The following is a 17,905-nucleotide window of genomic DNA, read 5'->3' as shown; positions in this document are numbered from 1 at the left end:
CATTAGAGGGCGGTGCAGAAGTTTATGCGGGAAGCTGCACGGATTTCAGTTCGATAAACTCACCGAGACCGGCCTCACCAAACTCGCGTCCGTTGCCGGAGCGCTTGTAACCGCCGAAGGGGGCGTCGTAGTTAAATTCACCGCCGTTAACAAAGCACAGGCCCGCTTCGATGCGGCGAACGATAGGCATGGCGCTTTCGGCGTCTTTAGCCCATACGCCACTGGACAGACCGTATTCGGTGTCATTGGCAATGGCGACGGCTTCATCCATATCCTTGTAGGGGATCAGGCAAGTCACCGGGCCAAAGATTTCTTCCCGGGCAATGGCCATATCGTTGTGAACGTCGGCAAATACCGTGGGTTTCACATAGAAGCCTTTATCCAGCTCGGTGGGTAGATCGAGGCCGCCAGTCACAAGGCGGGCACCTTCCTCGATACCTTTTTTGATGTAGCCGCGCACGATTTCCAGTTGGCGAGCGGAAGATAGGGGGCCCATAAAGGCATTGGCATCGGTGCCCATGGCCACTTCTTCAGCCACCTGCTTGGCAACTTCCACCGCCTCTTCATAGTGCTCAGCGGGAACCAGCATACGGGTGAGTGCGGTGCAGGTTTGGCCACTGTTGATGAATACATCTTCGCAGCCCCAGCGAACCGCTGCTTTAAGATCCGCGTCCGGGGTGATAATCAGAGGCGATTTACCACCCAGCTCCTGTGTAACCCTTTTAACTGTGGGCGCCGCAGCCTTGGCAACTTCAACACCTGCACGGGTGGAGCCGGTAAAGGACACCATATCGATTCCCGGGTGCGATGACAGCTCTGCGCCGACGACCGAGCCTGCACCGGGGATCAGGTTAAATACGCCCGCAGGAACACCGGCTGCTTCGATAATCTCCGCCATGACGAAATCCTGTAGCGGAGTGGTTTCCGAAGGCTTGGTAATCATGGTGCAGCCCGCTGCGAGAGCCGGGGCCACTTTGCCGACAAATTGGTGCAGAGGGTAATTCCAGGGGGTAATAAAGCCACACACGCCAATCGGCTCCCGGATTAATACCGAGTGGGCCGCCTTTTCGGTCTCTTCCATGATTGAAGTGCGACCGGCGTAGTAACGCATGGCGTAGATAGGGCCATCCACATGCAACCAGCGGGTGATATGGGCGGGGCAACCGAGGGTTTGTGAGATCGCCTGGATCAAGTCTTCCTTGCGCTCTTCCATACCGTCAGCAATGGCATTTAGCAGTGCTGAGCGCTGATCTGCGCTGGTATGGCGCCACTTGCGAAAGGCGCTGCGGGCAGCGGCAACGGCAATATCCACATCCTCAGCAGAGCCTTCCACCACCTGGCAAATCATTTCTTCAGTGGCGGGGTTGATCACAGGATGGGAACTGGTGCCGAGGGGCTCGCGCCACTCACCATTGATAAACAGTTTGTCGGTATGCAGCTTGCTGAAATCTGTCATGTCACGCTTCCGTTTGCTTCGCGCCAGTTCAAGGGGCGGTGATTTCGATAATTGTTGGTGTTTTGCGTTGCAGGGCTTCTGCGACTGCCGTAGCTAATTGCTGTGGTTTGTCGATGCGACAACCTTCAGCGCCAAAAGATTTTGCCAATGCGACAAAATCCGGAGTGCGAAGATTAACACCTTCTTGAGGTACTTCTGCGGCATCCATAAAGTCGCGTATCTCTCCATACCCGCTGTTATTCCAAACCAGTATTGGCAGGGGCAGTTGCTGTTCTACTGCAACGGCCAGCTCACCGAGAGTAAACATCAGGCCGCCATCGCCGATCAAGGCAACTACATCCCGCTCGCTGGATAACTTGGCCCCGATCGAGGCGGGCAGGGCAAAGCCCAGCGTGCCGTAACCGGTGGTGCAAGTAATATGGCTGCGAGGGTGGTACAGCGGCAAGGCGTGGTTAGTGTTATAGGCCAGTTGTGTGGAGTCGGTAACCAGAATTCCCTTATCGGGCAGCGCTTCGCGCAGAGCTTCAACCCAAGGGAAGCGCTCCTCAGAACCTTCCCAGCCATTCTTTGCGGCAGTTACTGATTAATTGTGAAACTTCCTCTTCTGCGCGCTGTTTTGAGCTCTCTTCGCACTGAACCAGGGCTTCGCTTAATTGCTGAAGGCTTTCTGCTGCATCCGCGCAGATGGCCAGGTCCGGCTGGGCGTTACAAACCAGTTGAGCCGGATCAATGTCGATGCGGATCAGCTTGCCTGAGAAAGCGTAATCCTCTTTCACCAGATTGCGATCGGTTTCCGAAAGCTCTGTGCCAACGGCCAAGACCACATCGGCAGCTTCTACTCGCTCACGCACGCAGTCGAAACTGAGATTGGCTCCGCCACACAGAGGAAGTCTTTCATCGACAACGCCTTTGGCGGCCAGAGACAGGAAGACTGGAGCTGCAATTTTTCCTGATACCTGTGTTGCCGCTTTTCCAGCAGATTGCGCGCCACCGCCCAGGAGAATCACCGGGCGTTCGGCAGCTTGCAGCCACTGGGAAGCAGTCGCGATAGCTGTCGCGTTGGCTGCCGGTACCATGGCATTGGGTGCCGCGCGGTAATCGTCCAGATTGCCGGACATAGGCGCCGGGAATAAATCGATAGGGATTTCGATATGGACAGGGCCGGGGCGGCTGGACTGCAACAGCTGGAATGCCCGTGCCATCACTTCCGGTAGTTGTTCTGCCTGGGTCAGGGTGTGCTGCCAGATACAGAAGCCTCGACTGGCATCGCTTTGGCGGGGTAGCTCATGCAGGCGCCCACGGCCCATGCCAAGGTCTTCCCGGCGATTGACGGCGGAAATAACCAGCATAGGAATTGAGTCTGAGTAAGCTTGCGCCATCGCAGTGGCTGCGTTGGTCAGCCCCGGCCCAGTGATCAGGAAACAGACACCGGGTTTGCCGCTGGCACGGGCATAACCGTCTGCCATAAAGGCGGCGCCCTGCTCATGCCTTGGCGTGATATGCATCAAGTCGCTACCGGGCAGGCCGCGATACAGTTCAATGGTATGTACGCCGGGAATCCCGAAAACTTTTTCTACCTGGTATTCGCGCAGCAGGCGCATCAGCACCTGGGCGCATGTGGGCGCAGAGGACATAAGCACCATTTTCCTTATTCGTGTAAAAATGCAGTGAGCCTAGCGGCCCACCAAAAGCCGTGCAAGCACCCGCAGAGTCTGCACCTTCACAGGCAATATCGCAGGAAAATTGAGATTCACCCGGCACTGCGGCAGGAAACTTTGTACGCTTGGGTTACTTTGCCTGCCAGTAGATTTTGAGGAATTTGACGAGGTGGCTGCCGCACAATAGCCTTCCGGCACTTCGCTGAATAAACTTTGAGCTAGAACAACCGAGGAAGTATCACCATGGAAATCGATCAATGGCGTCGGGAATACCAAATGGGTGGTTTAAGGCGCTCTGAATTGAAGCCGACCCCCGTGGAGCAGTTTCGCAAGTGGCTTGCAGAAGCTGTTGAAGCAGAATTAGTTGATGCCAGCGCCATGTGTCTTGCCACCACTAACGCGGACGGGCACCCCTCGCAGCGGATTGTTTTGCTGAAAGGCTTCGATGAGAAGGGTTTCGTTTTCTATACCAATTTACAGAGTGACAAGGCCCGAGATATGGCCGTTAACCCTCAGGTGTCGCTGTTGTTTCCCTGGTGCCGTCTCGAGCGGCAGGTGATTGTTTATGGGAAGGTGGAGCCCGTTTCCCGCGAGCAGGCAGAGGCCTATTTCCAGTCGCGCCCCCTGGATAGCCAGTTGGCCGCATGGGCCTCGCACCAGAGCCGGCCGCTTGCGTCCAGGGAGGAACTGGAGCAGCAGTTTGATAAAGAGAAGGCTCGCTTTGCCGGTAAAACAATTCCGTTGCCAGAATTCTGGGGTGGCTACTGTGTGGTACCCAATGCTGTTGAGTTTTGGCAAGGGGGTGAAAATAGATTGCACGATCGTTTTATTTATCGCCGTGAAGAAAACGAAAACTGGAATATAGAACGTCGCGCCCCCTAATTATTATATTTATCTTTTCGTGGCCCAGCCCTTTGGGCCACAACTAACCGCTTAATCACGCTTCACTTTGTGAGTACCTATCCCCTGATATTGTTTTATAGCGGTGTCTTATCTGGCAATTTGTGGTCAAGGCCGCTTAGAATAATGCGCCATAAATATAGCTAAAACTATTGTCTTAAAAATTCTATAGATTCGATCGTTTTTGTAATTCGAATCCAAGGGTAGGTAGGGGAAATATGGCCATTATTGGTATCGACTTGGGAACCACTAATAGTGCTTGTGGGGTACTGACTGATGAAGGGGTAAAACTAATCCCCAACCGTTTGGGTGAAATTTTGACCCCGTCAGTTGTGGGGCTTGATGATTCTGGCACATTGCTAGTCGGCAAAACGGCTAAAGAACGTCTTATTAATCACAGTAGTACCACTGTGGCTGCGTTTAAGCGTTTAATGGGCACTGACCACAAAGTTTCCCTGGGGAAACAGAAATTTAGTGCAACAGAACTTTCCTCATTAATTTTACGTGCGCTCAAAGAAGATGCAGAAACTTTTCTTGGTGAAGAGGTAACCGAGGCGGTAATCAGTGTCCCAGCTTATTTTAATGATAATCAGCGCCATGCCACCAAGTTGGCAGGAGAGCTTGCGGGATTAAAAGTAGAACGGCTAATTAACGAGCCAACTTCGGCTGCCATTGCTTACGGTTTACATGACAAGCGCGAAGGGAACTTCCTTATTTTAGATCTTGGGGGTGGCACCTTCGATGTTTCCATCCTGGAATTTTTTGATGGCATTATGGAAGTTCATGCCAGTGCCGGAGACAACTTCCTCGGTGGAGAGGATTTCGTTGAGGCAATGATCGATGATGTCCTGGCTGAGTTTGATATTAAGAAAGAGGCTTTAAGCCCTCGCGATTTGCAAAACTTATATATGCAAATGGAAAGCGCCAAACGTCGAGTCAGCCAGCAGCCTGAGCAAAAACTTGAATTACAACTTGATGGACGCTCCCTGCAATTCCAGGTGACCCCAGAGTGGTTTGAAAAACTCAGCACCCCCCTGTTGTTAAGAGCGAAACGGCCAATTGAGCGGGCAATGCGCGATGCAGATTTGCCCCCACAGAAAATTGATGAAGTGGTATTGGTTGGCGGTTCTACGCGCATGGCCCAGTTTCGTTCAATGGTTGGTCGAATGTTTGGCCGTCTGCCAGCCTGTCATTTGGACCCGGACACTGTCGTTGCGATGGGAGCAGCTATTCAGGCTGGCTTAAAAGAAAAGAACTCGGCACTGGATGATATTGTCCTGACTGATGTATGCCCTTACACCTTGGGAACAGGTGTTATCAATGAAGATAATCCGCAGCTCGGTGCCTACTTTATGCCTATTATCGAGCGCAATACCGTTGTACCAGTCAGTGTTGTAAGGCGGGTTTGGACTGCTCGGGATGATCAAACCCAACTTTGTGTAGACGTATACCAAGGAGAGAATCGCCTGGTATCTAAAAATGTGTACCTGGGTGAGATGACGGTTCCTGTGCCGAAAAAGCCTAAAGGGGAAGAATCGGCAGATATTCGCTATACCTACGATATGAATGGGCTTTTGGAAGTGGATGTGACCGTGGTCTCCACGGGTAAAACCTTCAACAAGTTAATCGAGTTTACGCCGGGAGCTCTCTCCGATATACAAAAGGCTGAAGCCCTGCAAAAACTGGCAAAACTGAAATTCCACCCCCGTGAAGATGAAAAAAACCAGGCAATCATTGCTCGTGGTGAGCGCTTGTATGAATCCAGTCTTGGCGAGCAGCGTGAGTATATTGCCAAATTACTGTCATCCTTTGATAGCGTCCTGGAAAGGCAAAACCCTACAGAAATTATTAAGGCTCGAACTGAGGTTAGTGAAATTCTGGATCGCTTGGATGGTGAGGATTGGATTTGATGAATCCCTGGGCCATTCTTGAAATTAATCCCATCACTGATGCTCGGGCGATTAAGCGCGCTTATGCAAAAAAACTAAAGCAAACCCGCCCAGATGAAAAGCCGGAAGAATTCCAGGCACTTCATACTGCTTATAAGCAAGCATTGAAACTGGCTGAGCAATTGCAAGAGGAGACTGCCGGGCATGCGGAAGCCTCCTTGGAAACTCCTTCACTAGGGCAGGCAGGAAGCACAAGCCATGAGAAGGTTAACAGTGAAAGGGTAGCTGTATTAGAAGGGGCGCAGGAAACAGAAGTGCGGCCTTCCACTGATGAAGTGTTAACTCCGCTCGCAGCTGAAGAACACCCAGCGAAGCAAGAGAGCGTTTCTGACCCCTTGGAACAGAGCGAAGGTGTATCCCCTGATACGCAGCCAAGTGAATCTCGGGAGCCGCAAGACCCGGATAGAGATTTGCGTATCGAAGAGTTTCGGCGGGTGCTTAAGCAAGTTGATGAAATGCTTAATAATCACTTGGAAATGAGCCTGGAGAGGAGTTGGGACTTTCTCACCAAGAGTCCCTATATGCTGGATGAGGAGTATAATTGGAACTTAGGTCTTTCTGTATTTGAACGCTTTGCCCAATTTAATCAAAATGCTGTAGAGGGGGGTAAGTCCGCAAGGTTTCGCCCGCAAGTAACGCCGAACATCCTGCAGTACTGTGACGAGCTGTTCGATTGGCGAGGGAATGCGTCTTACCTCTACCAAGCGCTTGATGAAAAGTTGTGCAATAGCATATTTAATAGCTTGGAAACCCATGAGTCCCGTATTGATCCTTTGCAAGGGCTTCGTGGCGGGGGCAAGGTAAAGGCACAAAGTGAGGCTGAATTTGAAGAGCGCTATGAAAAGTACTTTTTTGGTGATGTTGTACCTAGAGGCGTTGCATTCTTTTTAGACTTGGTTATGACTTATATGGCCGTAGGCTCTCTTGCAACTGCGGCGATGATGAAAATCTTTGGATTGCCGGAAGCTGTAGCAGCCGCAAAAGTCATACCTTTTTGTTTTGGAGCCTACCTGTTATTTGCTTGGTTGTTTGAGTGTTCCAAACTTCAGGCAACACCTGGTAAGTATATAATGGGCTATCGAGTAACCAGTCAAAAATTTGGGCGGATTGGATACTTGCGAGGGCTTTGGAGAACTGTGAGCTTTGCTTTCATTAGTGCATTTGGGCTTTTTGCATGGATTATCAACTTCTTCCTGGTTAACAAATTATTGCATGATCGGTTAAGTCGCACTTATGTTATTAATATGCGTAAGACTCATGAAGAGCATTTGCGCCGTTTGGGTAACATCTAACTCTGGGGTGGGGTTTTCCCCACTTTCATTCTATTAGGGTTTATATTCTTCTAAGAGTTATAAAGTCTTGTTTTCAGCTGATAGTAACACTTCCTGAAAACTGGTGAATAAAGCGTTATTGCCCCTTTGATAATGTTGAAAGGATTGTTGAGGTGAAATAAGTGGCGTCATTCTTACTGGAGATCAGAAAGTGTTGTATAGTGCGCAATTGAGGAGTGCTTCTGGTGTAGCTTCTGATTTGTCGCGCTAACGCTGATGAAACATTCCTGGGAGGGGATGATAACCCTGCATGAGTTTATGAAGTAAGACTGTTAGATTTTCCGTTTGACTAAATATGACATTTAAAACAGAAGTACTTAAGGCTGCTAAAGTATTGGAGGCCGATTACCCAGGTTGGAAATTTTTAGCTAGGAGATATAAGTCTCGACCAGCTAAATTTTGTGACTTTCTTATCGTACCTTTCTGGACTTTTTCTAGTCCTCCGGCGTCAGTTTTAATACAGCCAAAAGCTGGCATTTATCTTCGGGAGGTAGAGGATATAGTATCTGAATTAACTGGATTACCTCGGGGTAAGGTGCCAACATTTACTTATCCTATTGATTCTTCATTTATTGATGAATCCTGCTCAAAGAAGAATTATTACCCTAGAGTATATGTTAAGGATTTTGGCTCGCAAGAAGAAGCGGTAGAGGAGGTGATGAGGGGGCTTGATAACATTATTGAGACTGGGCAGGAGTACCTTGACAAACAATTTGCTTTAAGCTCTAAGGAATCTCTATATCAAAGTATACCGGAGATGACTCGTGGCCATCGATGCATTTGCTATTGTGTTGTCCGTGGCTTGCTAGGTGACACCGACTATATAGAAAGGGTGCTTCGTAAAGAGATTGATCCTAAAGGTTATCAAGATCTTGAAATTGTTGGTAAGGTATTAGATTATTTTTCCTGACTTTGATAAAAGTAAGGTATGCCTTCAATTTGTCTAGCCCTTGATTTATAGTGGCACACTGAATCCAATTGCCAGTCCGGTCAGTTCCGTCAAATTAATGTTAAGCTTATTATCATTATCGGATGTGACCTCTGCGTATGTTAAGGTGGGTAATATGCAGGTGAATACTATTTATAGTTTTTTCATCTTTTATTTTGAGCGCGATCGAGAACTGCGAAGGGAGGGGAACATGCCAGAAAAACTTTACTTTTAAAGTGGTTGCTATTTCTGAATTTAATAAAAAGTTCTAGAAAGAATATTTTCTAGGTAGTACCCTAGCCTTAAAGACCTTTTCTATCCCTCGATCATAACCTGGATTAACAACACTACCGTGATTCTCGTTATCAAATACACGTTTTCTTAGGGTAAGGCTATTGTAGTTACGGGACTTAAGTCTTTTTACTAGTTGAGAGAAGTCTTTTACTGCGCAAACTGAGTCGATTTCACTGCAAGTCTCCTCACCACCAATAAATAAATACACACTTTTTCCTAAATCGGCATTGCGTTCTGCATAGGCCAATTCACTATCTAAAATTTGCTTATCGGCCCACCAAATACTGGGGCTTCCAATGATATATCGGTCAAAGCTATTGGTGTGGTTAAAAAGAGCATGGAGAGCCAGAAGCCCACCCAGGGAATGGCCCACTAGGGTTTCGTCTTCTTCGTTACCTTTAAAATTATTATTGATAAAGGGTTTGAGTTCCTCTTCGATAAACTCAAGAAAGTGATCGGCGCCTCCACCTAGTTCAGCACCTTTGATCACACCAGGTACGGGGGTGAAATCCATTACTCGCTGGGCGAAATTCGGACTGTCAAAAGCGTGGGAGATACCTACCAGAATTACAGGGGGTATTTTGATATTGCCAAACTCATCGGGAACCTGTTCCTGAAGAAGGTTAGGGGCTGTCATAGGGAAATGCAGAAAGCCATCGGTCATATAAATGACTGGATAGCGATCGGTGTTTTCCGGGGTGTACGAAAGAGGCAGCATTATGTCAATAACGTACTCACGCTCTAGTAAATCAGAGTAAAAGTTGTATGACAGTATCCCTGGGCGGGTGAAAGTTGTGGGTTCGGCACTGCCGGCTGCTGCCAGCTGGCAACAGGCACTAAGAATACCTATCACTAATAATCTAATTATTTTCATTGCTATCCCTGAGGGGCGCTGAAACTTACCTGTTATCGCCCTGCTTACTAGAGGTATCTATATGGAAGCCTAACAGATAGATAAAGGGAATCGCTAGCTGGGGAGGGGGTTACTGCCGCAGGAATCACTCTGCATCGCAAGTTTTTGCCCAAGAAGTGGTCGTGATCACAGAAATTTGGATATTGCGCGTGGGAACCACGTCCACTTAAAAGAGGATGGCAGGAAGGGGATGTCCCCTCCCTGGTTCAGGCAATGACGTTTTTAGTGTTGTATAGGTGCTGGGCCATCCGTAGGGAGCCGACCTCACCGGATCTTCCCACTAGTTTTGGTGCAACGATATACCGTTCAATATTACTTTCTGAGACTTGGGGAAAGTAACCACCGGCTAAGGCTAGGAATTTTTGTCTTACACGGTTGAATAGGTGCGCCTGTATCATCACTCCACCCCCCAGTATGATCCGCTGTGGTGAATAGCAGCTGGTAAGGTTGACACACATAGTGGCCAGATACTCCGCCTCCAGGTCCCAGGCCGGGTGGTGTTGTTCCAGGTGTTGGCCACGCAGTCCCCAACGCTCCTCTATCGCAGGACCTGAGGCCAGTCCTTCAAGGCAGTTGTTATGAAATGGGCAGTTGCCTTTAAAAGAATCCTTTTGGCTGTCTCTAGGCATCAACATATGCCCAATTTCCGGGTGCATAGATCCATTGATCAGCTGCCCGTCGATCATAATACCGGCGCCGATACCGGTACCGATGGTGACGTAGACAAAGTTCTTAACATCTGTAGCGGCGCCGCAGAGGTGCTCTCCAAGGGCGGCGCCATTAACATCTGTATCGAAAGCAACTGGTACCGACAGGGCTTGGCTGAAGTAGCCAGCCATATTGGTATTGGACCAGCCAGCTTTAGGTGTTTGGGTGATATAGCCATAGTAGGCGGATTCTGGGTCCAGGTTTACCGGACCAAAGCTGGCTATGCCCAGCGCAGAAACAGTGCCGTGGCGCTGACTGCTTTCGTGAAAAAACTGAGCGACCTTGGATAGCGTATGTTCTGGATCGGTGGTTGGGAAGCTGGCTCGCTCACGGATGTCATTAATCCCAGCGGCTACCACACAGTTAAATTTGGTACCACCGGCTTCAATTCCGCCGAGCAAGGTATCTACCGCATTGCCTTGCATTTCCATCCTAATCCGCTCCCCGGGTTACATAAGTTATTCGTATTATCAGTTGATGGTTTCCGAAATTACACTACTGATAGTTTATAGCTGGTTATATTGTTTCTTAAAGAAAAAAACCGAGCGCCGGTGGGGGCCAGACGCTCGGGGTTTGCAAAGCTATGGGCAGAACTGCAAACCACTTACTAGAGTAGGGAAGAACAACGATCAAAAAGCGTAATTGAAACTGACGCTGGTGGAGCGGCCACTGATAGCCCGTCCGCGTACTATGTCTCCAACTTCTGCGTAAGACTCTTCAACTTCGGTAACAACAAATTCATCGGTTAGGTTGTTTACATTAAAGGAAACGGTAAGGTCTTCTGTCAGGTAATAAGAACCAAACAGATTGACCAGGACATAACCTTCCTGTTTCAACTGGTTGGAGTCAGAAACAAAATATTCTGTAGACCCTTGGAGGCTTGCACCAAATGTAAAGTCATCGCCAAAGTTATATTGCGGTGTAATCGTGTAAATGAAATCTGCTTGGCGGCGCGGCGTATTACCTACGACAGAACTGTCGTTGGCATCTTTTGAAATTTCGGCGTCGGTCCAGGTGAGGTTTCCATTTACGGAAAAGTCTCCATAACTGTAGGCTGCTTCCAGCTCGATTCCTTGGGCTTCATACTCGCGTACAAACGTTAAGCCGCTAGTGATTTCTGCATTGGTCTCTTCAGTGACCGTATTGAAGTAAGTTGCAAAGAAATCCAGATCGCCGGTTGAGAGTTTGTATCCAATTTCCAGCTGGTCCACAGAGTCGAAGCCATCGGTGGTGTCGGTTAGGCTTCCGTCACTGTTGAGGGCGCCGCTAATTTGTAGAAGCCGATCGGCAATTGCTCGACCACCCTCGCTGTAGCGGGCAAAAATAGCCATGCTGTCGTTGAGAATATAATTTCCACCGAGAGAGAAAGAGGTGTTGTCTGCATCGTAATCAACGTGCTGGGTGGATCCATTGGCCATTGTGATGACGCCGCCGGTGAATCCAAAGGCATCGGAAGCGCTAGCACTTTCCACGTCGCTGATAATACCATCGCCATTCAGATCGTAGTCTGTATCACCACCGCAGCAGCTGGAAACCAGGGAGCCTTTGGCATTGACCATATCGTGGCGGGCACTGACATCGAAGGTAAAGTCGCCGATGTCGATCGCCACATTCATATAGGGTGCATAAGTTTCATATTCCAGGTCCCAGGCCCAGGAAAGAAAGCTTGCAGACCAGACCCCATCATCTACCAGTACATCTCCGTTGGCATTGGCAGTTATGGTAAGGTTTTCAGAATTGCTGCCGTCAACAGTTTGAACTAGGGCATTCCAACTGTTCCAGCTGGTTTTGATATTTTGGTTGGAGTAATAGAATCCACCGGAAACAACAATATTATCGCCAATTAATTTATCGACTTTAAAGTCGTTAACTATCAGACCCAAATCGTGTATTTCTGTATCAAAGAGCAGGTCGACATAGGCGAGGCCTTCGGCCTCTTCACCATTGGCATAAGTCACCGTTGTGCCGGCGCTACAGTCTATGGCCTCTCCGTTACTGCCTACGGCATTTGCACAAATGGTATCAGCCATATCCTGTGTGGATTGTGGTCCGTAATCGCCGAAAGTATCGGTAAAGGGGGAAATAAAGCTGCCGCTAACATCAGAAATTCTGAATTTGTCGGTAACAGTCCAGCCATCATTAAATTCAAATTTGGTTTCAAAGCCATAGGCTTCCACCAGTGATTCGATACCGTCGGATAGGTCGCGGGTTACCGGATTGCCGTAGGCATCAAAAGTGGAAATGTATCGATAATTATCGGAATGCAGGGTTTGGCTGCTGGCATCGAAGTTGGCAACCGTGCCGAATTCACCATCGCCTTTATAGGTTACAGGGCCAGGAAGATAAGTTGTTACCCGGTCATCGAGATGTTTGTAATAGAGGCGGACATATCCGTTATCAAATTCTTTGGTGAGGTTGGCCTTGAGTTGGCCGCCGGAATCCCCATCAAAGCCGGTCTCGCGGATGCCTTCCCCCTCTCTTAAAAATCCGCCGACATAGAATCGCAAAGAATCATTCAAGTGGTGGCCATAGCCAAAGTCCAGGCGGGATTCATCGTAGTCCGCACCAAACGAAAGCCCTACATTACCACCTTCTTCTTCGCCGGTGTTGCTGATCATATTGATCACACCGCCAGGGGAATTACTGGCAAAGGTGGAGGCAGAGCCGCCGCGTACGCTTTCTATACGTGCGAGAGAGGAGTCGGTGCGAACAAAGTTGTCAGTGTTACCGAAATTAATATCGCCGTATTCTAATACAGGCAATCCGTCTTCCTGGATTTGCATATATTTGGAGCCTCCAGTTGCCAGGGGAATACCTCTAACGGTGATATTTGCATTGCCGCCGCCACCGGAGGATTCCGCCCGAATACCGGGTAAGCTGCGGAACAGCTCTGCGGTAGAGCGCGGGGCGTACTTCGCCATTTCCTCAGTGTCCAGTGCACTAACGGAAACGCTGGATTCCATCTTGGTAACCGGTCGGGCGGTTGCGGTAACCATCACCTCTTCAATTTCCGGCATTTCCTCAGCTGTTGCCGGTACCGCAACGCTGGAGGCCATGGCAACTGCCAGGGCTATGGAGTGTGGTTTAAAGTGTTTCTGTGTCTCTGAACCTGCTTGGAAGCCCTCTGCAATCACGGCGCTCTCCTCAATCATCTCTTATGGTTATTAGATTTTTCACGGCCCGTTCTCTGCGGGCTCGAGACTCTCTTCCTGTTACCGCATGGGTGGGACCTCTCCCCGCGAACACATTTATTAAATCACTGTGGTTTAATAAAGGCAATACGAAAATTTGCAGAATTTACGCAGTGGAATCAGCAAATAGATAAGTAAACCAAGGGGAAGTAGTGATTTTCGCGGTATCGATCTTTGCTTTTGGTGACAGCGCTGCTTGTCTTTCTAAGTAGCACTGGTTGCGGGAGAAGGGGATAAGGGGCAGTAGATGCTTCTGGTGAGCATCTACCTAAGGATTTGGTTGCGATTCCTGCCTGCTAGTCTTTGGCCAATTCCAGTTGTCCATCGTCCATAAACTCGATGCGTTTGGGGTCGCAGATACCGCCGATAAAGTTGCCCTCGGCATCGTCCCTATTAAAAGCCAGCAGATACCAATGTTGGTCCGGCCCCTGGATAACCCGGCCGGAATAGAGTGATCCCTGCTGGTCTGCGCCGATAAAGCCATCTCCAACCACTTCGTATGGGCCATTCAGATCATCGGCGATAAAATATTTTGTGCCAGTCAGTGGTGTACCCTGCATGGATTGTCGATGGGCAGCGCTGTGGAACTTTGTCGATACTGAGCAGAATAAGTAGTAGCGGCCATGGATGTATTCAATTTGCGGTACTTCCATTTCGCCATACCAGCCGGGAGCCAGTACCGGTTGCCCCACTTTCCAGTGAATTAAGTCCGTTGAACTGGCATAGCCAACTGCGCCACGCCCATCAGGGCTGCCCTGGTTACAGCGCGCAGTGAGATACATATGGTAGAGATTCTGCGTGGGGTCTTTAACGATCCATGGGTCACGCCAGGATGCATCGTGCCAATATTCAAGGTTCAGGCCATCGTAGAAATTGGGATCTAATTCCACCAGGGGGTTGTTGGGGTGTTTTTCCCAGTGTAATAAGTCCTTGGAAGTTGCCAGGCAGACCCGCTGAATCAGGCCTTTCTCCGAATATTTAGTACCGGTATAAAACATATACCAGGTATCGCCTTCTCTGTGTACACAGCCGGTCCAGGTAGTGTAAGAGTCTGCAGCTTCCTCACTGGCGGTTGCAGTTCGAGGTGAGGGTTTTAATGCATCCTGGAGCGTTGTCCAATGAATAAGGTCCGTAGAAACGGCATGACCGACAGATACATTCCAATGGCGCAGCTCAGGATCGCCCAGTGATTTATCGGCTTGAAGGTAAAATACATGGTACTGGTCGCCGTCCTGCGCGAACCAAAAATCCCATACCCATTTATTATCGAGATTAAATGCCATGATATTTACCTCATTGGTGCTGATTGGAAATTTGCCGGTGAGTTATTACTTTGATTATTCTTAAGGAGCCCAGAGTTATTTTTATGCTTTTCTGGGGTTCCAATTAAGGCGCAATCAGGTAGATATTCTTCCTGGTATGCCGCCCTTTAATAGAACTGTTTTATCCGGTGCAAAAATTGAGTAAAAAGGCAGAATCGCACCGCCTGTGGCGATAGCGTCGACTCCAATTTTTCCACTGACAATTTTGGGCGCAAATACACCTGAAGGCGCCACCTGCTTTATTCTGCGAGAAATCATTTCGACCAGTTCGTCTAATAAAAAGCGGGGTAAATGCGCATCGACAATAATAGCCTCCAGGTCCAGCACGCTGATTGCCGATAGAAATGCATAAACCAGCGCATCTGCACAGTCGTCCAGCCATTCTTGGATCTGAGGGCGGGCCTGGTCCATCACTGTTTCAAGTTCGGAAGTGCTGGTAATTTCGATGCCGCACTCTCGTAAATGTCTGCGCAGCCCAAATAGTGAAGCGCGATTGAGGAGTAGCTCAAATGCCCCTTGATTTTCAGGGGTGCTGCTAAGTTTTGAGGGGGGCACTGGCAGGGAAACCAGGTTGCCCGCATTGCCATGGACGCCGGTTTCCAGGCTGCCATTTAATACCAGGCCTCCACCGATAAAGGTCCCGACATAAACGTAGAGAAAATTGGATATGTCCTGGCCATTGCCAAACTGCAATTCGGCAACAGCAGCAGCGGAACAGTCGTTCTCGAAGAAGACCGGCAGATGTGTGCGCTGAGCAACTTCTTCAGCAAAATTAATTTCCTGCCATTGGGCGGCAAGTTCTTCACTCATATTGAGCTCTTCGGTCCAGGCGCCGATAAACCAGGGCATAGCGATACCCACGCCCACTAGTTTCCCTCTGTCTTTAGCGGGTAGGGTATCAGTAAGTGCCTGGAGGCCCGATTCAATTTTTGCCAATAAAAATTCGGGCTCCGGGAATTCAAACTCGTGGCAAATTTTCTTTAGTACTGTGCCACCAAAATCCATTAGTAGCAGCTCGATATTGCGCCGTCCCACCTTGATGCCGACAGAGTAAGCACCAGTAGGGTTAATAACGTACATAATCGAGGGTTGGCCTTTGCCGCCCAGCCGGCGTCCCTCTCGCATCACCAGTCCTGCGTTTTCCAAATCATCGACAATCCGGGTAACCGCCTGAGCGGTGAGGTCAGTTTGGCGCGCTAGGTCGGACTTGGAGGCTGCGCCAGTCTTCCGCAGGGTCGTAAGCACCACTCGCTCGTTATAACGGCGTAAACCACTGGAATTGCTACCTTTACCCATCCGTGCCCCCTGAGATGAAACGTGATCTGATCCGGCCACCGATTGTCCGGTTCTATTGTTAAAAGTGTAACTTTAAAGCCTTTGCTTAGTCTATTGACTTCGTTGGTACTAAGATCCGAGTTTATATAACCTGTTGATTAATAAAGCTTTTTTTGTTTATTGAAGCTTAGCTTTACTTAATTAAATCACTGTGATTTAATTTTTGGCCAAGTTCAAGCAAATCATTCTAAAAATACGCTGCTAGCAGTGAACGAGGAAGTTATGCCGGTCGATTTTGGTCTTCACCCAGTCGATGCGACCATTCTGGTCGTCTATTTTGTTTTCACCATCGCCCTTGGGCTCTTCCTAAGTCGCCGCCACGATACTGCAGAGGACTACTTCCTGGCTGGGAGGAAAATGGTATGGCCCTTGATTGGCTTATCCCTGTTCGCTTCCAATATATCGAGTACCACTTTGATCGGCTTGGCCGGAGATGCTTACAGCACTGGCATAGCGGTCTTCAACTATGAGTGGATGGCGGCGGTTATCCTGGTTTTCTTTGCCGTTTTCTATCTGCCCACAATTCTTCGCTCGCGCATTTACACGATGCCGGAAATGCTTGAGCGTCGCTTTAACAGCACCGCGCGCACTTATTTTTCGGGATTGACTATTTTCCTGAATATTGTGGTTGATACTGCAGGTAGCCTCTATGCAGGGGCCCTGGTAATGAAGTTGATATTTCCTGAATTACCAATTTGGACCACGATTTCAATTTTGGCGGTGATCGCGGGTATCTACACCATCTGTGGAGGTTTGGCGGCCGTTATTTATACCGACACCATTCAGGCGCTGCTGCTGATATTTGGTTCAATCCTGATCAGTATTTTTGCCCTGGATCGCGCAGGAGGTTGGGAAAATGTTGTATCCCAGGTCTCGGCGGAACAATTGAGTCTGATACGGCCCATTGGTGATTCGAGCGTACCCTGGTTGGGGCTAATTACGGGAGTCACTTTGCTGGGCTTTTATTTCTGGTGTACTAACCAATTTATGGTGCAAAGGGTACTCAGTGCAAAAGATGTTAATCACGGCCGCTGGGGAGCCTTATTTGCCGGTCTGCTCAAACTTCCCGTGCTGTTTATCATGGTTCTGCCTGGCACTATGGCGATTGTTATTTTCCCCGAGCTAGAGCGCGCAGATATGGTTTATCCCACTCTGTTATTTGAGCTGTTGCCTGTTGGTATCCTGGGGCTAGTGTTGGCAGGTTTTGTTGCTGCACTAATGTCGCAAATTGATTCCACGCTTAATTCAGCTTCCACGCTGGTGACCATGGACTTTGTGCGGAAGTTTTTTCCGGGCCTAAACCAGCACCAGTTAATGCGTGTAGGTCAGCTGGTCACCTTTATCTTTATGATACTTGCCGTACTTTGGGCACCACAAATTGAAAGTTTTGGTTCCTTATTCCAGTATCTGCAGAAGGTGCTTTCCTATGCAGTTCCCCCTGTACTGGCACTTTTCCTGATCGGATTCTTTTGGCGTGGTGCTAACTCCAAGGGAGCCATAGCTACTTTGCTGTTAGGCACCTTGGGCGGTGTTGGCCTCTTTTTTGTCAATGAAGTCTTCGACTGGACAAACTTACATTTCCTCTATATTGCTCCAATTTTATTTGTCTTCTGTTCACTGGTATTGGTGATTGCCAGCCTGCTTTATCCTACTGAGATTAGCGAAGAAGCCAAATCTTTCACTTGGTCTAAAAGCGATTTTGACACTGAGACCGTATCCCTGAAAGCACAGCCACTATGGAAAAACTATCGAGTTCAGTCTGTGCTACTGCTTGTGGTTACTGCGTTGGTGGTTGGTTCGTTCTGGTAGCGCGAAGTCAGATTACTTCTATTTTTCACCCCACAGGATGGAAAACTTAAACAATAAAGGCAATACAGGAGGGTTGGACACGGGCGAAGTTGACAAAAGGTTGTACTCAGA

General features: G+C 48.9%; 13 protein-coding genes. 5 read left to right on the top strand and 8 right to left on the bottom strand.

The features are described from left to right. Positions 1 to 22: 22 nt before the first annotated feature. The 3 genes from ACYX4J_RS14460 to ACYX4J_RS14450 all read right to left on the bottom strand — a co-directional run bounded on the left by ACYX4J_RS14460 (position 23) and on the right by ACYX4J_RS14450 (position 3,090). Positions 23 to 1,456, bottom strand: coding sequence for an aldehyde dehydrogenase family protein (locus tag ACYX4J_RS14460; protein WP_444915999.1), 1,434 nt, complete (start codon positions 1,454 to 1,456; stop codon positions 23 to 25). Between the two features lie 28 nt (positions 1,457 to 1,484). Next, positions 1,485 to 1,901: a thiamine pyrophosphate-dependent enzyme gene (locus tag ACYX4J_RS14455; protein WP_476176898.1), complete on the bottom strand. Its 417-nt coding sequence runs from the start codon at positions 1,899 to 1,901 to the stop codon at positions 1,485 to 1,487. A gap of 100 nt (positions 1,902 to 2,001) precedes the next feature. Next, positions 2,002 to 3,090, bottom strand: a complete 1,089-nt coding sequence (locus ACYX4J_RS14450; protein ID WP_476176897.1) for a thiamine pyrophosphate-binding protein — start codon at positions 3,088 to 3,090, stop codon at positions 2,002 to 2,004. A 267-nt stretch (positions 3,091 to 3,357) separates the two neighbouring features. On the opposite strand from ACYX4J_RS14450, the gene pdxH reads away from it, so the two are divergent. The 4 genes from pdxH (at position 3,358) to ACYX4J_RS14430 (ending at position 8,204) form a co-directional block, all read left to right on the top strand. After that, positions 3,358 to 3,996: a pyridoxamine 5'-phosphate oxidase gene (gene pdxH, locus ACYX4J_RS14445; RefSeq protein WP_476176896.1), complete on the top strand. Its 639-nt coding sequence runs from the start codon at positions 3,358 to 3,360 to the stop codon at positions 3,994 to 3,996. A gap of 236 nt (positions 3,997 to 4,232) precedes the next feature. Further along, positions 4,233 to 5,924 carry an Hsp70 family protein gene (locus ACYX4J_RS14440; RefSeq protein ID WP_476176895.1) on the top strand — a complete coding sequence of 564 codons (1,692 nt, stop codon included), beginning with the start codon at positions 4,233 to 4,235 and terminating at the stop codon, positions 5,922 to 5,924. After that, a complete protein-coding gene (locus ACYX4J_RS14435; protein WP_413665854.1) occupies positions 5,924 to 7,255 on the top strand; it encodes an RDD family protein in 1,332 nt (443 codons plus the stop codon). Before ACYX4J_RS14440 ends, ACYX4J_RS14435 begins: the two co-directional genes overlap by 1 nt. A gap of 334 nt (positions 7,256 to 7,589) precedes the next feature. Further along, entirely contained in the window at positions 7,590 to 8,204 is a 615-nt protein-coding gene (locus tag ACYX4J_RS14430) for a hypothetical protein (RefSeq protein ID WP_476176894.1), read from the top strand. Between the two features lie 286 nt (positions 8,205 to 8,490). Here the strand turns inward: ACYX4J_RS14430 and ACYX4J_RS14425 are convergent, their stop codons facing one another. The 5 genes from ACYX4J_RS14425 to ACYX4J_RS14405 form a co-directional block, all read right to left on the bottom strand. Next, positions 8,491 to 9,390, bottom strand: coding sequence for an alpha/beta hydrolase (locus ACYX4J_RS14425; protein WP_476176893.1), 900 nt, complete (start codon positions 9,388 to 9,390; stop codon positions 8,491 to 8,493). A gap of 245 nt (positions 9,391 to 9,635) precedes the next feature. Further along, the gene (locus ACYX4J_RS14420; RefSeq protein ID WP_444912552.1) at positions 9,636 to 10,568 is read right to left on the bottom strand and encodes an ROK family protein; all 933 of its coding nucleotides are present in this window, start codon (positions 10,566 to 10,568) and stop codon (positions 9,636 to 9,638) included. A gap of 198 nt (positions 10,569 to 10,766) precedes the next feature. Beyond that, positions 10,767 to 13,271, bottom strand: a complete 2,505-nt coding sequence (locus ACYX4J_RS14415; protein WP_476176892.1) for a TonB-dependent receptor — start codon at positions 13,269 to 13,271, stop codon at positions 10,767 to 10,769. A 353-nt stretch (positions 13,272 to 13,624) separates the two neighbouring features. After that, positions 13,625 to 14,611: a glycoside hydrolase family protein gene (locus tag ACYX4J_RS14410; RefSeq protein WP_108732506.1), complete on the bottom strand. Its 987-nt coding sequence runs from the start codon at positions 14,609 to 14,611 to the stop codon at positions 13,625 to 13,627. A 114-nt stretch (positions 14,612 to 14,725) separates the two neighbouring features. After that, entirely contained in the window at positions 14,726 to 15,946 is a 1,221-nt protein-coding gene (locus ACYX4J_RS14405) for an ROK family transcriptional regulator (protein ID WP_476176891.1), read from the bottom strand. A 246-nt stretch (positions 15,947 to 16,192) separates the two neighbouring features. Between ACYX4J_RS14405 and ACYX4J_RS14400 the strand changes: the two genes are divergently transcribed. Beyond that, positions 16,193 to 17,794: a sodium:solute symporter gene (locus ACYX4J_RS14400; RefSeq protein ID WP_444932672.1), complete on the top strand. Its 1,602-nt coding sequence runs from the start codon at positions 16,193 to 16,195 to the stop codon at positions 17,792 to 17,794. Positions 17,795 to 17,905: the final 111 nt, after the last annotated feature.

This window comes from Microbulbifer sp. ABM4_008 (assembly GCF_056311705.1).
This window is presented reverse-complemented; position numbering and strand designations above follow the sequence as displayed.

Coding starts and splice junctions, on each gene's coding strand:
- ACYX4J_RS14460 (WP_444915999.1), bottom strand. CDS start 1,456: ATGACAGATTTCAGCAAGCTGCATACCGACAAACTGTTTATCAATGGT.
- ACYX4J_RS14450 (WP_476176897.1), bottom strand. CDS start 3,090: ATGTCCTCTGCGCCCACATGCGCCCAGGTGCTGATGCGCCTGCTGCGC.
- pdxH (WP_476176896.1), top strand. CDS start 3,358: ATGGAAATCGATCAATGGCGTCGGGAATACCAAATGGGTGGTTTAAGG.
- ACYX4J_RS14440 (WP_476176895.1), top strand. CDS start 4,233: ATGGCCATTATTGGTATCGACTTGGGAACCACTAATAGTGCTTGTGGG.
- ACYX4J_RS14435 (WP_413665854.1), top strand. CDS start 5,924: ATGAATCCCTGGGCCATTCTTGAAATTAATCCCATCACTGATGCTCGG.
- ACYX4J_RS14430 (WP_476176894.1), top strand. CDS start 7,590: ATGACATTTAAAACAGAAGTACTTAAGGCTGCTAAAGTATTGGAGGCC.
- ACYX4J_RS14425 (WP_476176893.1), bottom strand. CDS start 9,390: ATGAAAATAATTAGATTATTAGTGATAGGTATTCTTAGTGCCTGTTGC.
- ACYX4J_RS14420 (WP_444912552.1), bottom strand. CDS start 10,568: ATGGAAATGCAAGGCAATGCGGTAGATACCTTGCTCGGCGGAATTGAA.
- ACYX4J_RS14410 (WP_108732506.1), bottom strand. CDS start 14,611: ATGGCATTTAATCTCGATAATAAATGGGTATGGGATTTTTGGTTCGCG.
- ACYX4J_RS14405 (WP_476176891.1), bottom strand. CDS start 15,946: ATGGGTAAAGGTAGCAATTCCAGTGGTTTACGCCGTTATAACGAGCGA.